This window comes from Stutzerimonas sp. C6.4V (assembly GCF_058536345.1).
In genome coordinates, this window is the sequence record NZ_JBZUBM010000002.1 from 1,238,694 (window position 1) to 1,258,049 (window position 19,356).

Consider the following 19,356-nt stretch of genomic DNA (forward strand, 5'->3'; position numbering starts at 1 on the left):
GCGTTGCTCTGGCATAGCGCGATAGATGAGCGATTCTACAGCGTATGCAGCATTGGTGAGTCGTGTCATGCGGCGTTGTAGGGCGACTGCCGTCCTTTTTCCTCTCTGCGTTTCCAGCTGTTGTTTGATTCGTGTCGCGCAGCTTCGGATAAAATGCGGCTTTGCTGTGGTTCATTTCGGAGAATTGAATGTTTACCCCCGTAATCTTGGCTGGTGGAAGTGGGTCGCGACTTTGGCCACTGTCGCGGCAGGCTTTTCCCAAGCAGTTCCTCGCACTGGATGGCGAAACCAGGGGAAGCACGTTTCAGACGACCTTGGCCCGCCTGGATGGTCTGGACCATGCCTTGCCGATCGTAGTGAGCAATGAGCAGCACCGTTTTCTGGTGGCTGAGCAGCTGCGCGCAGCCAAACGGCCGAGCGGCCGCATCATTCTCGAGCCGCTGGCACGGAATACCGCGCCGGCAATCGCCCTCGCCACTATCGAGGCGACACGGGATGGCGGCGACCCAACGCTGCTGATTCTGGCTGCTGATCATCACATTCCAGATCAGTGCGCGTTCCAGGCGGCAGTCGTCTCGGCAGCTGTCCATGCAGATGCAGGACGGCTTGTTACTTTCGGAATTACGCCGACTCACCCGGAGACCGGTTTCGGCTATATCCAGTGCGGCGAGCCATTGGGCGAAACGGGTAGCGCCATTGCCGCATTCAAGGAGAAGCCCTCTGCCGAACTGGCGCATGAATATCTTGAGTCCGGCCGCTATCTCTGGAACAGCGGCATGTTCATGTTTCGCGCTTCCAGGTTTCTTGAGGAGCTGCAGCGGTTGCGCCCCGATATTCTCGAGGCATGCCGCGTTGCATTGAAGCACGCGCAGGAAGACCACTACTTCTTGCATGTTCCGGCCGAGCAATTCGCACTTTGCGCTGACGAGTCAGTCGACTATGCGGTCATGGAGCACACCGATGCTGGAGTGGTGGTGCCGCTGGATGCGGGCTGGAACGATCTGGGTAGCTGGGCCGCGATTCTTGATGTGAGCGAGCAGGACCAGGATGGCAACAGCCTTCAGGGTGATGTCATGACCGTCGATACCCACAACAGTCTCGTACAGTCGCATCACCGCCTGGTCACGACGGTGGGTGTCGAGGGGCTGGTGGTTATCGAAACCAAGGATGCGGTGCTGGTGACGCGTAAGGACCAGTGCCAGCAGGTCAAGAAGATAGTCCAGCGCTTGCAGGCCGAGCAGCGTGACGAGTTCGTCGCTCATCCTCTCGTCAGCAGGCCTTGGGGTCATTACGACACGGTAGACAAGGGTGATCGCTATCAGGTCAAGCGCATCACGGTGCTGCCTGGCGAGTGCTTGTCGCTGCAGCTGCACTACCATCGGGCCGAGCACTGGATCGTGGTGTCCGGGACAGCCAGGGTTGTATGCGGTGACAAGGAACTGATCCTTTCAGAAAACCAGTCCACGTACATCCCGCTTGGAACCAGGCATTCGCTTTCCAACCCCGGCAAGGTGCCGCTGGAGCTTATCGAGGTTCAGTCCGGGGCGTATCTTGGGGAAGATGACATCGTCCGCTTCGAGGACCGTTATGGGCGGGTGAAGCCGTGATCGCGGCCTGATGAGCAGTCAGGAGGCCTCTCGCAGTGTTCCGGCGGGCCTCCCTCCAGCAGGGTCTGAAAAAAAATGGGCTGGTCCGCCGACGGCATGACGTGCCGTCGTTGCAGGCGTGATCAGTCGGCCAGCGCCTCCTCGCGCTCCCAGCAGCGTAGCGTCAGTTCGGCTTGGTCGATCGCTTGAACCAGGTGATGAAGGCACATTTCGATGGCCTGGTTGCGCTGGTTTTCGCTGGGCCATTCTGTGTTTGAAAGGGTCTCGATGATGTCCAAATAGCTGTTTTCGCTGACCAGCATGCCGTGGCGAACGATCAGGATCTGGCCGTCAAGGGACAGGCGAACCGGGTCGCGCCCTTCGAGTGATGCGCCAGCTGCTAGCAAGGTGTCGATATGCGAACGAAGGGCGTAAAGCTGGCGCCTTTCGCTTGATTCCTGGGTCATGAGGGAGTGCCTTCCATGGAAAGGAAACAGTTTGAATGACGGTGCCTTGGCTGAAAAGGTAGTGATGGCAATTTGATTGCGTCGGGCTGTCGCATCGGTTGGCCTTGAAGCATTCCTGATCGGATTGCCATGGCAGTCCCGGCGCCGAAAGCTGGTGTCGTGCGATCGAAACCGAGCACGCCGGGTTGGTAATGCGTAGAATTCGCCGCCAGGCAGCTATGGACAGCTGCGTATGTCGAAGAGACTTGAGCGTGAAACAGAAGATTCTTGTCACTGGCGGGACCGGCTTCGTAGGGGGTGCGTTGCTGAAGCGTCTCGTTACCCGCCCTGATCTGCAGGTTCTGGCCTGGATACGTCGTGTGGACTCGATTCTGCCGGTCGGCGTGGTGCCCGTACCCGTTTCGCTCAATCGAACCTTTGCGGCGGGCACGCAGATCGAGGGTGTCGACACCGTCATTCATTGTGCCGCGCGGGTACACGTCATGACGGACAAGGCTGCAGATCCTCTCGCGGAGTTTCGCAAGGTCAATGTCGAGGGGACGCTGGCGCTGGCACGCAGTGCCGTCGCTTCCGGTGCGCGGCGGTTCATCTTCATCAGTTCGATAAAGGTCAACGGCGAATCCACAACGCCTGGCAGACCGTTCACCGCCGACGATACGCCGCAGCCCGCTGACCCCTATGCATTAACCAAACTTGAGGCTGAAATCGGGTTGCGGGCGCTTGCTGACGAGACTGGGCTGCAGGTCGTCATCATTCGCACGCCGCTGGTGTACGGGCCTGGAGTGAAGGGCAATTTCCTCGAGATGATGCGCTGGTTAGCCGCCGGTATCCCGTTGCCACTTGGTGCTGTAGACAATCAGCGGAGTCTCGTTGCGCTGGATAATCTGGTCGACCTTATCGTGACCTGTATCGACCACCCGGCTGCCGCGAACGAAGTCTTGCTCGCCGGTGATGGCGAGGATCTCTCTACCTCCGATCTCCTGCGTCGCCTGGCTTCGGCGCTGGGCAAGCCCGTGCGGCTACTGCCTGTGCCTCTCGCCGTTCTGGAAAGAGGCGCCGGGTTGCTTGGCAAGCGTGCCGCCTTTGCGCGTCTTTGTGGTTCGCTTCAGGTCGATATCGGCAAGACGCGCAGGTTGCTGGGGTGGTGCCCGCCGGTTGGCGTGGATGAAGCTTTGCGCGTTACCGCAACGGACTACCAACGGCGGCAGGTTCCGTGATCTGGCTGACGTTTGCGCTTGCCGCCTTGTCTTCCTTTGTATTGACCGGCGCTTTGCGTGGCTATGCGCTGAAGCGCAGCTTGCTCGATACGCCCAATAGTCGCAGTTCGCATACGGTGCCTACCCCAAGGGGAGGCGGCATGGCGATTGTCGCTGTGTTTCTGGGCTTGCTCCTTGCCATGTGCTGGTGGGGGGCGGTGGGCGAGGTCATGGCGATCGCCCTGCTTGGCGCGGGGGGCGGCGTAGCGGCGCTCGGGTTCGCTGATGACCATGGTCACATTGCTGCGCGCTGGCGCTTGCTTGGTCACTTTGTCGCGGCAGCCTGGGCACTGTTCTGGCTCGGCGGGCTGCCTGGTGTCGTTGTATTTGGTGTGGCGTTCGACCTGGGATGGCCTGGAGATGCCCTGGCGCTGCTGTTTCTGGTCTGGCTGCTCAACCTCTACAATTTCATGGATGGCATTGATGGCATTGCAGCGGTTCAAGCCATCTGTGCGTGCCTGGGCAGCGTGCTCTGTTATGCGGTCGTGTCCGGCGATCTCTCGGCCGCAGGTGGAGCCCCCGAAGTGCTGCTGGCTTGCGCGGTGGTCGGCTTTTTGTGCTGGAACTTCCCTCGGGCGCGGATATTCATGGGGGATGCCGGCAGTGGGTTTCTTGGAATCGTCATCGGTATTCTCGCGCTCAATGCTGCGCTTGATGAGCCCCGTTTGCTCTGGTGCTGGCTGATTCTGCTCGGTGTGTTTGTCGTAGATGCAACTTTCACCTTGCTGCGTCGTCTGCTGCGTGGCGAAGCAGTTTATCAGGCACATCGCAGCCATGCGTATCAGGCCGCTGCGCGTCGGTTCGGGCGGCACGTTCCGGTGACCTCGTCGGTCGCGCTTATCGACCTGTGCTGGCTCTTGCCCTGGGCGCTGGGGGTGGCAGCCGGTCGGGTCGATGGGGCCGTGGCGTTGTTAATCTCCTATCTGCCATTGATGGGGTTGTGCCTCTGGCTCCGGGCAGGTGCGGCGGAGCGTGTTTGAGGCGCTTTTCGCGGGCATGGCCCGCTCCTACGGCGGATGGTGCTTTGTAGGAGCGGGCCGCGCCCGCGAAGGTAGTGTGAAGTCCTGCAATGTTCGCGGGCATGGCCCGCTCCTACGGTGGGTGGTGCTTTGTAGGAGCGGGCCGCGCCCGCGAAGGTGATGTGAAGTCCTGCAGTGTTCGCGGGCATGGCCCGCTCCTACGGCGGATGGTGCTTTGTAGGAGCGGGCCGCGCCCGCGAAGGTGATGTGAAGTCCTGCAATGTTCGCCGGCATGGCCCGCTCCTACGGTAGGTGGGTTTTGTAGGAGCGGGCCGCGCCCGCAAAGGTGATGTGAAGTCCTGCAGTGTTCGCGGGCATGGCCCGCTCCTACGGTGGGTGGGTTTTGTAGGAGCGGGCCGCGCCCGCGAAGGTGGATGTGAGGCCGTGCGATGTCCGCGGGCATGGCCCGCTCCTACGGTGGGTGGGTTTTGTAGGAGCGGGCCACGCCCGCGAAGGTGGTGTGAAGTCCTGCAATGTTCGCGGGCATGGCCCGCTCCTACGGTGGGACGGGTTTGTAGGAGCGGGCCACGCCCGCGGAGGATGGCAGATTTTTACCCTGCGGGCGGGCCCGTTTCTATGGATGAATTAAACGATCAGGCAGGTTGATGGATGCTACGTGATTATCTGTTAGGGCTGCCGAGGCGGTACAAGCGGTTGCTGCAGGTATTGGCCGATGTGGTATTGGTGTGGCTGGCCCTGTGGCTGGCATTTGTCGTGCGGCTTGGTTCCTACGAGCCGGTCGATCCTCTGGGGGGGCACGCCTGGCTGTTTGCCGCAGCGCCGTTGTTGGCCATCCCGCTGTTTATACGCATTGGCATGTACCGTGCGGTCATGCGTTACCTGGGTAACGACGCGCTGATCACGATCGCCAAGGCGGTAACCCTGTCTTCGTTGCTGCTGGCGCTGGCGGTGTACTGGTACCGCGACGCTCCGGCGCTAGTCCCCCGCTCGATGGTGTTCAATTACTGGTGGCTTAGCCTGATCCTGCTGGGCGGCCTGCGCCTGCTGCTTCGCCAGTATGTGCTGGGTGACTGGTACAGCGTCGGGTTGACCAACCCGTTCGCGCGTGATGATGGGCTGCCGAGGGTTGCCATCTACGGTGCGGGCGCTGCGGGGAACCAGTTGGCCGCAGCCCTCCGAATGGGGCGATCGATGCGGCCGGTGGCGTTTATCGACGACGATGGCGACATTGCCAATCGGGTCATATCCGGTCTGAAGGTCTACAAGCCCAGGCACATCGCCAAGATGATCGAGGAAACCGGTGCGGCCGAGGTGTTGCTGGCGATCCCTTCGGCCAGTCGCGCCAGGCGGCGGGAAATACTGGCTGCGCTCGAGCATTTCCCCCTGCATATCCGGTCAGTCCCCGGTTTCATGGACCTGGCGAGTGGCCGCGTCAAGGTCGAAGACATACAGGAAGTCGACATTGCCGACCTGCTAGGCCGCGATAGCGTGGCACCGCGCGATGACTTGCTCGAGCATTGCATTCGCGGCAATGTGGTGCTCGTGACGGGAGCGGCAGGATCGATTGGCTCGGAGCTCAGCCGCCAGATACTGGCCCTCGGTCCGAAAACCCTGATCCTGTTCGATCATAGCGAGTACGGTCTTTACGCCATACATGGCGAACTGGAACAGCGCGTCAGCGAGCGTTCCCTGTCGCTCGATCTGGTTCCGATCCTGGGGTCCGTCCGCAATCCGGACCGCCTGCTGGCGGTGATGAATACATGGAATGTCAGCACGGTGTATCACGCAGCTGCCTACAAGCATGTGCCCATGGTCGAGCACAATATCGCCGAAGGGGTGGAGAACAACGTGCTGGGCACACTGAACTGTGCCCAGGCGGCCATCCAGGCGGGCGTAAGGCACTTCGTGCTGATTTCGACCGACAAGGCCGTACGTCCTACCAATGTGATGGGCAGCACCAAGCGACTCGCCGAGATGGCCCTCCAAGCGCTCAGTCGGGAAGCTGCCCCGGTACTCTATGGCCATCCGGATGCGGTCAATCAGCTCAACAAGACCCGTTTCACCATGGTGCGCTTCGGTAATGTCCTGGGGTCGTCGGGCTCGGTCATACCGCTGTTTCGCGAACAGATTCGTCGGGGCGGGCCGGTGACGGTCACGCACCCGAAGATCACCCGCTATTTCATGACCATTCCCGAAGCGGCGCAGCTTGTACTGCAGGCAGGTTCGATGGGGCAGGGTGGCGACGTCTTTGTGCTGGACATGGGTGCCCCCGTGCAGATCGTCGAGCTGGCCGAGAAGATGATTCATCTGTCCGGCTTTTCGGTTCGCAGCGAAAAAAATCCGAAAGGAGATGTCGCCATCGAGTTCACCGGTTTACGGCCAGGCGAAAAGCTCTACGAAGAATTGCTGATCGGCGATAACGTTACACCGACTGAACACCCGATGATCATGTCGGCAGATGAACACCATCTGCCGTGGGATGATTTCCGCGTGGTCATGGCCAGTCTCATGCAGGCGCTGCGGGACGAAGACTTTGAGCAGATCCGGCGAATTTTGCGGGCGACCGTCGATGGCTACGCCCCGCGTGAGGATATCGTCGACTGGTTATACCGCCAGCGTGAAGGCAAGCCGATGCCTGATGAGGGGCAGGGGGCTCACTGAGTCAGTCCTGTATCGACAGGATGCTGTCCAGTTTTTCGTAAGGGATCACCAGCTCCGGGTGGCCGCTCGAGTAGGGCGCGATGCTGTAGACGTCATATTTGAGCAGGACCTTGTCGCGCAGGAAGGCTATGTTGGAGGTCCGTTGGAATGGCCACTGTCGGCTGAAACTGGCGTCATGCTCGTTGTCCAGCAGCCATTGTTGATGTGCTTTGGCTGCGGCGCGCCAGAAGGCGCCTTCCTTGCCCGGCAACAGCACGTCGGCGAGCTTCAGCTCACGGTCGTGCTCACGGTCATAGTTGATGAAGCCGCGCCCGGGCATGCCGTGTGCGCCACCGGTGTAAAGGTAGCTCGACAGCTCGACCACCAGCAGCGGCCCGTGCTGTTCGCGCAGCTTGGCCTGCAGGTAGCTGGTCCATCCGGGTTCTGCGTCCTGCAGGAACCTCTGCTGATAGTTCTCGAGGGCTGCCGGAATCTGCGCATCCGGGCTGTTGACCGTCATCTCGCGTAGTCGCCTGTCGATCAGTGCGTTCAGGGCGGGCTCGTTTTCGAACAGCTGAGTATCGATATTCACCAGTGGGCAGCTATCGTCCAGTGCAGGGCAGCCTGCCTGGCGTTGCTCACTGAGAATCTGTCGAACCTCCACAGGCCGCTCGCTGCCGAAGTGTTGGCAGCCGGCAATCAGCAGAGTGAATGCTGCTAAGGCGATGGCGTTGCGGATCGACGTCAATGCATGGCGCTCCTGTGGTCGCTTGGTGCGGGTTCGAGTATGTGAGCCGGACGAAGTTCGAGCGTCGTCCCACAGACAGTTCCCCATGCGAGTGGTCTGCAAAGGGCTGCGCCTGAACAAATGGCGCGCTAGGATGGCAACAGAGAAACCGCTCACACTGTGACGGTTGCAGCCTTACCCGTGGCCGGCAGGTGCGGGACAAACCAGATGTGAGTTGTGTTCATGAACGATATTTTCAAAGCCGGCGCAGGCGATGTCGAGATCATCCAGCGCGAGCGCTGCTTTAGTGGGTTCTACAACCTTGACCGTTTCCGTCTTCGTCATCGCCTGTTCAGGGGTGGCATGGGGGCTGAGATCGAGCGCGAGCTGTTTGTGCGCCATGATGCCGTCTGCGTGTTGCCGTACGACCCGCAACGTGACGAGGTGGTATTGGTCGAGCAGTTTCGTGTGGGCGCCATGGCGCGGGGTGATAACCCCTGGCTGGTGGAAACGGTGGCCGGGTTGATCGACAAGGACGAGCAGCCCGAGGAGGTTGCCCGCCGTGAATCGGTCGAGGAGGCTGGCCTCGAACTTGGCGAGCTGTGGCCCGTATCGGCCTATTACCCCTCGCCTGGCGGCAGCACCGAGCGCATCCATCTTTATGTAGGGCGTTGCAGCAGCCTCAACGCCGGTGGCGTATTCGGACTGGAAGAGGAGGGTGAGGATATTCGCGCGGCGGTGTGGTCACTGGGCGACGCACTGCAGGCGTTGCGCGACGGTCGAATCGACAATGCAGCTACCATCATTGCGTTGCAGTGGCTGGCCTTGAACCGTGACGAAATCAGGGAGGCATGGACATGAGGCGAGTCCGCGAACGATATCGTGTCGATCTGCTGGAATTGCAGGCGGCCTGCGAGGCGAACTACGTACGGCTGATGCGTCTGCTGCCTGACATGCGCAACGATCCCGATACGCGCCGCATCGCCATGAGCCAGGGCGATCGGTTGCTGGGTGTGCTGGTGCTGACTGTGACCGAGAGCTGCCCCTACACCACGACGGTGCAGGTCCGGCAGGAACATTGCCTGCCCTGGTTGCCGGTGCCGAAGATGGACGTTCGTGTGTACCACGATGCCCGGATGGCCGAAGTAATCAGCGCTGAGAATGCGCGGCGCATCCGTGGCATCTACAGCTACCCCAACGCGCAGATGCACCAGCCTGACGAGAAGAACCAGCTCAACCTGTTTCTCGGAGAATGGCTCGGGCACTGTCTCGCCTGCGGGTACGAGCTGGAGTCGGTTCTGTAGGACCACGCTCCTCTGCTTCAAGCAGTCGCATTAGACCCGATGCGCGCCAGTAGGCTAGCCGCTTTGTTCTGTGATGCAGGCCCGCATCGCGCGGTTTACCCCTGCATGGGCCAGCCACCATAATTGCCGCGCGATTTCGCCAAAGGAGACGGGTCTTGGCTGCTGCGCCCTTCACTGCTGAAAACGACTCGGTCCTGCTCGTACAGCTGACTGATAGCCATCTGTTTGCCGAGGCGGGCGGAAAGCTGCTGGGCATGGATACGGCCGGGAGCCTGCAGCGGGTGGTCGACCTGGTTCTTGACGAGCAGCCTCGCATCGACCTGGTGTTGGCCACAGGTGACCTTTCCCAAGATGGTTCGCTCAGGTCCTACGAACGCTTTCGACAGCTGTCCGAGCGTATCGAGGCGCCGGTTCGCTGGTGCCCAGGCAACCATGATGAGCTGGCGGCCATGCAGGAGGCCACCCGTGAAACCGCACTGATGTCACCAGTTCTGGATATCGGCGCATGGCGGGTCGTCATGCTCGATACGCTGGTACCTGGTTCGGTGTTCGGCATGCTGCGCCAGGATCAGCTGCAGCTGTTGGAGCGCGCCCTGCTTGAAGCGCCTGAGCGTCACCATCTGATCTGCCTGCACCATCACCCTGTCACGATTGGCAGCCGCTGGATGGATGGTATCGGGCTGCGCAATCGCGATGAGCTTTTCGATGTCATTGATCGCCACACAGGGGTCAAGGCGCTGCTGTGGGGGCACATCCATCAGGAATTCGACGCCAGCCGCGACGGTGTAAGGTTGCTCGCAACGCCTTCGACCGGCGTGCAGTTCACCCCCGGCAGCGAAGATTTCGATGTGGACAAGCTGGCGCCTGGCTACCGCTGGCTGCGCCTGCATGCGGACGGACGGGTCGAGACGGGCGTCTCGCGGGTAGTCGGCATCGATTTCGAGGTCGACTACAGCGTCAAGGGGTATTGATCGCCCGCTAGGTGTAGGAGCGGGCCACGCCCGCGAATGGGGCCTACGCCTGGGTATAGCTTTGTTCGCGGGCATGGCCCGCTCCTACGGCGGTGCGACGAAAGCGCTTTCTCAGGTGTTCGGCAGTGGTTTGAGGTTGACTACGGCGCCAAGGATATTGATCGCCTGCTACGTGTAGGAGCGGGCCACGCCCGCGAATGGGGCCTACGCCTGGGTATAGCTTTTTTCGCGGGCATGGCCCGCTCCTACAGGCGGTGCGGCGAAGCGCTTTTTCAGGTGTTCGGCATTGGGTTCGAGGTCGACTACGGCGCCAAGGGTATTGATCGCCTGCTACGTGTAGGAGCGGGCCACGCCCGCGAATGGGGCCTACGTCTGGGGGGTAGCTCTTTTCGCGGGCATGGCCCGCTCCTACGGGCGGTGCGGCGAAGCCATTTCTTCGGGAGGTCTGGCGCTCCCATGGTTGCAGGGAAAGGCGGGTGCCTTGTAGCCTTTGCTCTTTTCGACGAACTGTATCCATGTCCAGCTACCCGCCTTCGATCCTCTACATGCACGGCCTTAACAGCTCCCCGTTGTCACAAAAGGCCAGTCAGTTGATCGCTGCGTTAGCCCGCATCGGCATGAGCGTATCGCTTAGAGTGCCGGCGTTGCACCATCATCCACGTCAGGCTATCGCTCAGCTTGAGGATGATATCGCTGACCTGGGGCGGCCTTTGCTGGTCGGGAGCTCACTCGGCGGATACTATGCAACGCATCTCGCCGAGCGCCATGGGCTCAAGGCATTGCTGATCAATCCGGCTGTCTGCCCGCACCGTCGTTTCGACGGTTATCTGGGGCCGCAGACCAACCTCTACACTGGCGAAGTCTGGCAGTTGACCGCAGATCATGTCGCCGCGTTGGCGGAGCTGGAAGTGCCGCCGCCCGGTGATGCCGAGCGTTATCAGGTCTGGCTGCAGACCGGTGACGAAACCCTCGACTACCGCGATGCCGCTGGCTACTACAAGGGCTGCGCAGTGCGCATCCAGGCTGGAGGCGATCACGGCTTCCAGGGCTTTTCCGAACGGATTCCCGCCCTGCTGGCGTTTGCCGGCTTCGACCCGGCGCTTTTTGCAGACGTCGATTTCTCCGATTCATAAGGACATCACGAGACGCACATGTCTTACACCGCAGAAGCCATTGAAGTCCTCTCCGGCCTGGATCCGGTGCGCAAGCGTCCGGGCATGTACACCGATACCTCGCGGCCCAATCATCTGGCACAGGAAGTCATCGATAACAGTGTCGACGAAGCCCTGGCGGGCCATGCCAGTTCCGTTCAGGTAATCCTGCATCAGGACAACTCGCTGCAGGTGATCGACGATGGCCGGGGCATGCCCGTGGATATCCACCCGGAAGAAGGCGTTTCGGGCGTCGAACTGATTCTGACCAAGCTGCATGCCGGCGGTAAGTTTTCAAACAAAAACTACCAGTTCTCCGGCGGTCTCCATGGGGTCGGCATCTCCGTCGTCAACGCGCTGTCGACCCGTGTCGAGGTGACCGTCAAGCGAGACGGCAGCGAATATCGCATGGCGTTTACCGATGGGTTCAAGGCCAGCGAGCTGGACGTAATCGGCACGGTTGGCAAGCGCAACACGGGCACCAGCGTGCACTTCTGGGCAGACCCGAAATATTTCGACTCGCCCAGGTTTTCCATCAGCCGCCTCAAGCATGTTCTGAAGGCAAAGGCGGTGCTCTGTCCCGGACTGAACGTCAGCTTCGAGGACAAGAGCACCGGCGAGAAAGTCGAATGGCATTACGAGGATGGCCTGCGCTCGTATCTGGTCGACGCCGTCAGCGAGTTCGCCCGGCTGCCCGACGAGCCCTTCTGTGGCAGCCTGGCCGGCAACAAGGAAGCCGTCGACTGGGCCCTGTTGTGGCTGCCCGATGGCGGCGACAGTGTTCAGGAAAGCTACGTCAACCTGATCCCCACTGCCCAGGGCGGAACCCATGTCAACGGGTTGCGCCAGGGGCTGCTGGATGCCATGCGTGAGTTCTGCGAGTTTCGCAATCTGCTGCCTCGCGGTGTCAAGTTGGCACCAGAAGATGTCTGGGAGCGGATTGCCTTTGTGCTCTCGACAAAGATGCAGGAACCCCAGTTTTCTGGCCAGACAAAGGAGCGATTGTCCTCCCGCGAGGCAGCCGCATTCGTCTCTGGCGTTGTTAAAGACGCTTTCAGCCTCTGGCTCAATGCGCACCCCGAGCTAGGGATGCAGCTTGCCGAACTGGCTATCAGCAATGCCGGGCGTCGGCTCAAGGCGAGCAAGAAGGTCGAGCGCAAGCGAATCACCCAGGGTCCGGCGCTGCCCGGCAAGCTGGCCGACTGTGCTGGCCAGGACCCGGCGCGCTCGGAGCTTTTCCTGGTGGAGGGCGACTCCGCTGGAGGCTCAGCCAAGCAGGCGCGAGACAAGGAATTCCAGGCGATCATGCCGCTGCGTGGCAAGATTCTGAACACCTGGGAAGTCGACGGGGGCGAGGTCCTTGCCAGCCAGGAGGTGCACGATATCGCCGTGGCGATCGGTGTCGATCCGGGCGCGGCGGACATCACCGGGCTGCGCTATGGCAAGATCTGCATCCTCGCGGACGCCGACTCCGATGGCCTGCACATCGCCACGCTGCTCTGTGCGCTGTTCGTACGGCACTTCCGTCCGCTGGTAGACGCCGGTCACGTCTATGTGGCAATGCCGCCGCTCTATCGGATCGACCTGGGCAAGGACATCTTCTATGCGCTGGACGAGGCCGAGCGCGACGGCGTTCTCGATCGCCTGAGCGCAGAAAAGCGCCGTGGCAAACCTCAGGTCACCCGCTTCAAGGGCCTGGGCGAGATGAATCCGCCCCAGCTGCGAGAAACCACCATGGACCCCAACACGCGCCGGCTGGTGCAGTTGACCCTCGAAGACTTCGATGGCACGCGGGAGATCATGGATATGTTGCTGGCCAAGAAACGCGCCGGTGACCGCAAGACATGGCTCGAGTCCAAGGGCAACCTGGCTGAGGTGTTGCTTTGAGGCTCCGTTGGGCCGCGCTGCTGGCGGCGCTGGCGGCTCCGGTTTGGGCGGCTGAAGTGCCTGAGTTGGCGCTCGTCAGCGAGCATCCGGTGGAAGGGATTGCCCAGGGCAATCTTTCCGGTCTTGCCTGGTGTGGTGACGCGCTCTATGCCGTGTCGGATCGTGAAGACAATGCCCTGTACCGGATTGATATCACGGAAGGCGTCTGGAGAGCCGAAGCCGAGCACTTCGAGCTTCCGCCCGTGCCGAATACCGGTTTGTCATGGGGCGTGCGCATGCGCAGCGTTCTGGTTGGCATGGCGCGTGGCGGCGAGATGGATTTCGAGGGGCTGAGCTGCGACAGCCTGGGCAATCGCTATCTGGTCAGTGAGGCGCATGCGGCTGTGCTCAGGGTCAGCCCGGCGGGTGCCGCCCAATGGCTCAATCTGCCTGGTGGCCTGGTTCGTCAGGCCCGTGCGAGTGGGATGCTGCTGGAATTCAATGCGATGTTCGAGGGAATTGCCATCGATCCCGACGCTGGTCGCCTGTGGCTGGCGGCCGAGCACAGCCGCCGCGGCTTGATGGTCATGCATCGCAAGCAGAGCGCCTGGCAGTGCACAGGTGGCTGCGTATTGCTGGCCGAAGGGGGGCGCGAGCTCCAGCCGGCCGCCATGGGCAGGGGCGAACAGCCGCGGAGATTTTCCGGCCTGGCTTTCCACAAGAACAAGCTGTTCACTCTGGAGCCCGTCCCCCACCAGGTCTGCCGACGCAGTGCATCAACCGGTGATAGCGAGGTGTGCTGGTCCTATGCATCCGTCGCTCTGGAGCAATCGCGTCGCTACGACACGCCGTTCGGTAACGCCGAGGCCTTGTGGGTTGACGCCGAGGGTGCCTGGATAGGTGTCGATAACAATGGGCTCTCTCGCGCCGATGGTGAAGGCAGACCCGTCGTCTGGCGCTTCTCCGCACCCAAGGGCGGCTGGGGTGCGAAGCCGTGACACAGCCTGCCGGGCGCCGCGCCGGGCGCGTCATGCTGGTGCTGGCATGGGCGGCCGGGTTGCTGCTGGCCACGCGGTTTTTCGGCGATTGGGAGCAGAGTCGTTTCAACCCCAATCCGGAGCCGGTTTCTGTGATCCAGGGCGAGCAGATCGAGGTGCACCTCGAAAGCAACATACAGGGGCATTTCGTTGCCGATGGACGCATCAACGGCGAGACGGTGACCTTTCTGCTGGACACCGGTGCCACCGACGTCGCTATTCCCGCCGAGCTGGGCGATCGCCTTGGGCTGCCTCGTGGCGCCCCGGTGATGCTGCGAACCGCCAATGGGCAAACCACCGGTTACCGGACTGTACTGGAGAGCCTCGGGCTCGGTGACATCCTTCTGCATGATGTGCGCGCCATTGTGGCGCCCGGCTTCGAAGGAGCTCAGGTGCTGCTTGGCATGAGCGCCCTGAAACAACTTGAATTCACCCAGCGCGCCGGCACCCTGGTGCTGCGCCAACACGCCACGGATCGACCATGAGCGAAACAATCGACCTGAGCCTGGACGGCGTGGAGCGCCGCTCCCTCGCTGACTTCACCGAGCAGGCTTACCTCAATTACTCGATGTACGTGATCATGGATCGCGCGCTGCCGCATATCGGGGACGGCTTGAAGCCGGTGCAGCGGCGCATCATCTACGCCATGAGCGAGCTGGGCCTGAACGCGGATTCCAAGCACAAGAAGTCGGCACGTACCGTCGGCGACGTGCTCGGCAAGTTCCACCCCCACGGTGATTCAGCCTGCTACGAGGCCATGGTGCTGATGGCCCAGCCGTTCAGCTATCGCTATACGCTGGTCGACGGTCAGGGTAACTGGGGTGCGCCGGACGATCCCAAGTCCTTTGCTGCCATGCGCTACACCGAGGCGCGACTGTCGCGTTACTCCGAGGTCCTGCTGTCCGAACTGGGGCAGGGAACCGTGGACTGGGTGCCGAACTTCGACGGCACCCTGGACGAGCCGGCGACGCTGCCGGCGCGCCTGCCAAACCTGCTGTTGAACGGCACCACCGGCATTGCCGTGGGCATGGCCACCGACGTGCCGCCGCACAACCTGCGTGAAGTTGCCGCCGCCTGTGTACGCCTGCTGGACGATCCGAAAACCACCGTTGAACAGCTCTGTGAACACGTGCAAGGACCGGATTATCCGACCGAAGCGGAGATCGTCACGCCGCGGGCCGACCTGCTGAAGATCTACGAAACCGGCCGTGGTTCGGTGCGCATGCGGGCGGTATATCGCGTTGAAGATGGAGATATCGTCGTGACCTCGCTGCCGCATCAGGTGTCCGGCTCCAAGGTGCTCGAGCAGATCGCCGCACAGATGCAGGCCAAGAAGCTTCCCATGGTGGCCGACCTGCGTGACGAGTCGGACCATGAGAACCCCTGCCGCATCGTCATCATTCCGCGATCCAACCGCGTCGATGCCGATGAGCTGATGCAGCACCTGTTCGCCACCACCGACCTGGAGTCCAGCTACCGGGTGAACACCAACGTGATCGGCCTCGATGGCCGTCCGCAGGTGAAGAACCTCCGGGTCCTGCTCAGCGAGTGGCTGACCTATCGCATAGGCACCGTGCGCCGCCGCTTGCAGTTCCGTCTGGACAAGGTCGAAAAGCGCCTGCACCTGTTGGAGGGTCTGCTCGTGGCCTTCCTCAACCTCGACGAGGTGATCCATATCATCCGCACCGAGGATCAGCCCAAGCCGGTGCTGATGGCGCGCTTTGAGCTGTCCGAGCTGCAGGCCGACTACATTCTCGACACCCGGCTGCGCCAATTGGCTCGGCTGGAAGAGATGAAGATTCGCGGCGAGCAGGACGAACTGGCCAAGGAGCGCGAGAGGCTGCTGGCGCTGCTCGGCAGCGAAGCCAAGCTGAAGAAGCTGGTACGCAAGGAGCTGATTGCCGACGCCGAAACCTATGGCGATGACCGGCGCTCGCCCATCGTTGCGCGGGCCGAAGCCAGGGCATTGTCGGAAAACGAACTGCTGCCGTCCGAACCCGTCACCGTGGTCATTTCCGAGAAGGGCTGGGCGCGCTGTGCCAAGGGCCATGACATCGATGCCACCGGTCTTTCCTACAAGGCCGGCGATGGTTTTCGCGCCGCCGCAGCTGGCCGGTCGAACCAGTACGCGGTGTTCGTCGATTCCACCGGGCGCAGCTATTCACTGCCTGCTCATTCGCTGCCCTCGGCGCGCGGGCAGGGCGAGCCGCTGACCGGACGCCTGACCCCGCCGCCGGGAGCCAGCTTCGAGTGTGTGCTGCTGCCGGAAGACGAGGCGCTGTACGTCATCGCGTCGGATGCCGGTTATGGGTTCGTCGTCAAAGGCGAGGACCTGCAGGCCAAGAACAAGGCAGGCAAGTCGTTGCTGTCGCTGCCGGCAGGTGCCCAGGTCGTGGCGCCAAGGCCGCTGAAGAACCGCGACCAGGACTGGCTGGCAGCGGTCACCACCGAAGGGCGCCTGTTGGTCTTTCCGGTCCGGGATTTGCCACAACTGGGCAAAGGCAAGGGCAACAAGATCATCAGCATCCCTGGTGATCGGGTAGCGAGCCGCGAAGAATACCTGACGGACCTGGCCGTACTGCCTCCAGGCGCAACACTGGTCTTGCAGGCGGGCAAGCGTACGCTGTCGTTGAAGGCCGACGACCTGGAACATTACAAGGGCGAACGTGGACGCCGTGGCAACAAGCTGCCCCGTGGCTTTCAGCGGGTCGACGCGCTGCTGGTCGAGGCCGTGGGCTGATACCTGGCGTTGGGAGGCTGGCTTCTGTGGCTGGTTTCACGGAAGATAGCGGCCCTCCATTTAATTGATTCCGGCGCAGCTGCTTCTTGCTTCTGTGCGTCGGAGCTGGACATATAATCTGCACGGCGAACGGGCGATGACGGGTAGGAGGTCGGCCAAGCGCTCCTTCATGAAGCCATCGCCAGGGTCCGCTGCAAAGGTAGAGAGAAACGTGCTGCGCTTCACGACTGTTCTGTTGCTGGCATGCGCCAGCCTTACAGGCTGTATCAGCCTGCAACCAACACCCATGTATCGCCTTGATAATGGGGCCGCGCAGGTGCCTGCGCAGGCCAATGGCGCTGCAGTGCTCCTGGGGCCTGTAGTGCTCGCCGATTACCTTCAGCGAGACGCCTTGCTCCAGCGTCTGCCGGATGGCAGCCTGGCTGCAGATGGTCAGCGGGCTCGTTGGGCCGGTAGCCTGCAGGGCGATATCGATCAGCTGCTGCTGCGGCAACTCGCCTGGCGCCTGAAAACCCAGAGCCTTGAGCTGAGCCCGGGCAGCAAGGGGTTTGTTCCTGACGTGCAGGTAGAAGTCGAGATCACCCGACTGGATTCCGGGCCGCAACACCCTGCCGTGCTGGAGGCTCAATGGCGTCTGCTCGACAAACAAGGCAAGCGGCGGGCCAGTCGTCTGGTGAGCCTGCAGGAAGAACACCAAGGCTCCGCCAGCGACCAGGTCCGCGCGCAAAGTCTGTTGCTGCAGCGTTTGAGCGAACTGATGGCTTCGTCCATCGAACCGGTGTTGCTGGCAAGGGCGACGGCCAGGCGCAACATCGTCAAGGCGCCTCCGGTGGAGCCGGAACCTGCCACGCCCGCAGTGCCTGCAACTGAGCCGATCAGGACAGAAATGGAAGTGTTTCGCTTCTGACCCTCATCGCCGCTGAGCAACACAGAAACGCCGATCACCCCTGAGGTGGTCGGCGTTTTTTATTCGGGTGCCTTTAATTGCGGTTGCGCAGCTCGTGCATGCGCGCCAGCTGGCGTTCGAGCAGTGAAGGATAGGGATCAAGTAGCCGTTCGACGCAGCAGGCGCCTTCTGGGCTGGCTATTGGACGCACGCGTGCGCGTTGGCTGATCAGCTGGTCCTCGCCAATGGCGCGATCGATCAGCAGCAGGTTGCGGCTGTGCTGAGACATCGCCAGGGCCGCCTGTGCCGGTTCGCTAAGCAGCAGATCGCCCTGGCTCAGGTCGTACAGGCCTTCGCCCTGGGTGAGTCCGAGCTGCAGGTGCAGGGTGATGCCGCTATCGGCCACGTCGATCTGCAGGGCATGGCCCAGGGCGCGCATCAGTTCGCCGCAGCAGACGGCGTGAGTCAGGTAGTTCTGCTCGTCATCCTGGCTATGGAAAAGCATCAGGCTGCTGCCATCGGCAAGTGTGTGGAGCTCAGCCTGATACAGGGTTGCGGCTTGCTGCAGGCAGTCGCGGTAGCGTTGCAGGAGCTCGGTCAGCCGTGGTCGGGGCAACCGTCGCAGCTGTTCCTGGGCGCCAAGCTGAATCGCCAGCACCCCGGTCTTACCGGCCGCTGCCGCTGGTTGCCCGAGCGGTATCACAGGCGTTGAGCGATGGCGGGGTTCCGTCTCGGCCAGCGGGTCTGCTTCGATGCCGTCTCGGACGCGAGACGAGCTGGACTGTTGAGCGTCGGTTTGGCTGCCCTCGTACGCGTCCCGGTCGTCGTCGAGCTGGTCCGTGAAGTCGACTTCTGGGTGCTCGTAGCTTTCGCGGGTCGCAACGGGTACATCGAGGTGTGCCGAATAAAGATCCTGCAGGCTTTCATCCAGCTCGATCTCCGGCTCGGGTTCTTCCGGTACCAGGCGCGCCTGAAGCTGGCGTGCGAGATCACCGATCTCATCCTGCCGTCCGGAGCCGGGGGCCGGATCGTCCGGGTCGCGCAGCCACAGGCGCAGCTGCATCAGCGGCAGCGAGAGTTGACGCCCAAGGCGCATGCTGAGGATCAGGGTCAGCGCCAGAAGAATCAGACTGAGCAGGCCCATGCTCTGCAGGCTGATGGTCATCGGCTGCTGGAACTGTTGCATGTCGAGGCTGATACGCAGGTGGCCGGCGATAACTTCCTGGAAGCTGATGGGGGTGGAATAGAGGCCTTCCTCGTCGCCCAGCAGATTTCGCTGTGGACGCGAACCAGACTCTGCCAGCACCCGGTTGTCGACGCTGTAGATCGCCGCGTGAGCCACCAGCGGGTTCTTCACCAGATTGCTCAACAGCACGTTGAGGCTGAGATTGTCATTGGCCACCAGCAGATCGGTGGCCGAAGCTGCTGTCTGGGTGATCAGGCTCTGACCCAGCGCGTCGGCCTGTTGCTCCATGGCGTGCTTGAACTGCATGCCCATGACCCAGGCATAGATGATCAGCGCAAGGGCGACCAGCAGCAAGGTATGGCTTGCCACGCGCAGCACCAGGGGCACGCGTCGCTGGCGAAGGGCCCGGTAGATCAGCAGGAAGAAATTGTCGGGTTTGACGGATGCGGGCCGGTTCACAGCGATCGGCTCTCTTGAGGGAAGTGCCGCGCAGTATACGGAAAGCGTGGTAGGGGCTGAAGGTCTGCCGTTCAAAGCTGATGAATTACTGGCCTGAAAT

At 61.9% G+C, this 19,356-nt stretch carries 16 protein-coding genes; 13 read left to right on the forward strand and 3 right to left on the reverse strand.

Features of this window, described 5'->3' with window-relative positions:
* Window positions 1-188: 188 nt before the first annotated feature.
* Window positions 189-1,607: a mannose-1-phosphate guanylyltransferase/mannose-6-phosphate isomerase gene (locus AC4LFW_RS21415; protein WP_491821943.1), complete on the forward strand. Its 1,419-nt coding sequence runs from the start codon at window positions 189-191 to the stop codon at window positions 1,605-1,607.
* A 122-nt stretch (window positions 1,608-1,729) separates the two neighbouring features.
* On the opposite strand, the gene AC4LFW_RS21420 is transcribed toward AC4LFW_RS21415, so the two are convergent.
* Entirely contained in the window at window positions 1,730-2,053 is a 324-nt protein-coding gene (locus tag AC4LFW_RS21420; protein ID WP_491821945.1) for a hypothetical protein, read from the reverse strand.
* 251 nt (window positions 2,054-2,304) lie between these two features.
* Here AC4LFW_RS21420 and AC4LFW_RS21425 point away from each other — a divergent pair, with 251 nt between their 5' ends.
* The 3 genes from AC4LFW_RS21425 (at window position 2,305) to AC4LFW_RS21435 (ending at window position 6,950) form a co-directional block, all read left to right on the forward strand.
* A complete protein-coding gene (locus AC4LFW_RS21425) occupies window positions 2,305-3,270 on the forward strand; it encodes a UDP-glucose 4-epimerase family protein (protein WP_491821947.1) in 966 nt (321 codons plus the stop codon).
* Window positions 3,267-4,289: an MraY family glycosyltransferase gene (locus AC4LFW_RS21430; RefSeq protein ID WP_491821949.1), complete on the forward strand. Its 1,023-nt coding sequence runs from the start codon at window positions 3,267-3,269 to the stop codon at window positions 4,287-4,289. The genes AC4LFW_RS21425 and AC4LFW_RS21430 overlap by 4 nt, the downstream gene beginning before the upstream one ends.
* A 648-nt stretch (window positions 4,290-4,937) precedes the next feature.
* On the forward strand, window positions 4,938-6,950 hold the full coding sequence (locus tag AC4LFW_RS21435; protein WP_491821951.1) for a polysaccharide biosynthesis protein: 2,013 nt from the start codon (window positions 4,938-4,940) through the stop codon (window positions 6,948-6,950).
* Window position 6,951: 1 nt separating this feature from the next.
* On the opposite strand, the gene AC4LFW_RS21440 is transcribed toward AC4LFW_RS21435, so the two are convergent.
* A complete protein-coding gene (locus tag AC4LFW_RS21440) occupies window positions 6,952-7,677 on the reverse strand; it encodes an RsiV family protein (RefSeq protein WP_491821953.1) in 726 nt (241 codons plus the stop codon).
* 222 nt (window positions 7,678-7,899) lie between these two features.
* On the opposite strand from AC4LFW_RS21440, the gene AC4LFW_RS21445 reads away from it, so the two are divergent.
* From AC4LFW_RS21445 to AC4LFW_RS21485, 9 genes are all read left to right on the forward strand, one after another.
* Window positions 7,900-8,517, forward strand: coding sequence for an NUDIX domain-containing protein (locus tag AC4LFW_RS21445; RefSeq protein ID WP_491821955.1), 618 nt, complete (start codon window positions 7,900-7,902; stop codon window positions 8,515-8,517).
* Complete coding sequence (locus AC4LFW_RS21450) at window positions 8,514-8,960, forward strand: DUF1249 domain-containing protein (protein ID WP_491821957.1); 447 nt, start codon at window positions 8,514-8,516, stop codon at window positions 8,958-8,960. Before AC4LFW_RS21445 ends, AC4LFW_RS21450 begins: the two co-directional genes overlap by 4 nt.
* 155 nt (window positions 8,961-9,115) lie before the next feature.
* The gene (gene cpdA, locus AC4LFW_RS21455; protein ID WP_491821959.1) at window positions 9,116-9,931 is read left to right on the forward strand and encodes a 3',5'-cyclic-AMP phosphodiesterase; all 816 of its coding nucleotides are present in this window, start codon (window positions 9,116-9,118) and stop codon (window positions 9,929-9,931) included.
* Between the two features lie 515 nt (window positions 9,932-10,446).
* Window positions 10,447-11,064, forward strand: a complete 618-nt coding sequence (locus AC4LFW_RS21460; protein WP_491821961.1) for a YqiA/YcfP family alpha/beta fold hydrolase — start codon at window positions 10,447-10,449, stop codon at window positions 11,062-11,064.
* Between the two features lie 18 nt (window positions 11,065-11,082).
* Window positions 11,083-12,969, forward strand: coding sequence for a DNA topoisomerase IV subunit B (gene parE, locus AC4LFW_RS21465; protein WP_491821963.1), 1,887 nt, complete (start codon window positions 11,083-11,085; stop codon window positions 12,967-12,969).
* Window positions 12,966-13,946, forward strand: coding sequence for an esterase-like activity of phytase family protein (locus AC4LFW_RS21470; protein WP_491821965.1), 981 nt, complete (start codon window positions 12,966-12,968; stop codon window positions 13,944-13,946). Before parE ends, AC4LFW_RS21470 begins: the two co-directional genes overlap by 4 nt.
* Complete coding sequence (locus AC4LFW_RS21475; RefSeq protein ID WP_491821967.1) at window positions 13,943-14,470, forward strand: retropepsin-like aspartic protease family protein; 528 nt, start codon at window positions 13,943-13,945, stop codon at window positions 14,468-14,470. Before AC4LFW_RS21470 ends, AC4LFW_RS21475 begins: the two co-directional genes overlap by 4 nt.
* Window positions 14,467-16,725, forward strand: a complete 2,259-nt coding sequence (gene parC, locus AC4LFW_RS21480; protein ID WP_491821969.1) for a DNA topoisomerase IV subunit A — start codon at window positions 14,467-14,469, stop codon at window positions 16,723-16,725. Before AC4LFW_RS21475 ends, parC begins: the two co-directional genes overlap by 4 nt.
* A 169-nt stretch (window positions 16,726-16,894) precedes the next feature.
* Window positions 16,895-17,632, forward strand: coding sequence for a PqiC family protein (locus tag AC4LFW_RS21485; RefSeq protein WP_491821971.1), 738 nt, complete (start codon window positions 16,895-16,897; stop codon window positions 17,630-17,632).
* Between the two features lie 73 nt (window positions 17,633-17,705).
* On the opposite strand, the gene AC4LFW_RS21490 is transcribed toward AC4LFW_RS21485, so the two are convergent.
* Entirely contained in the window at window positions 17,706-19,256 is a 1,551-nt protein-coding gene (locus AC4LFW_RS21490; protein ID WP_491821973.1) for an AhpA/YtjB family protein, read from the reverse strand.
* Window positions 19,257-19,356 lie beyond the last annotated feature (100 nt).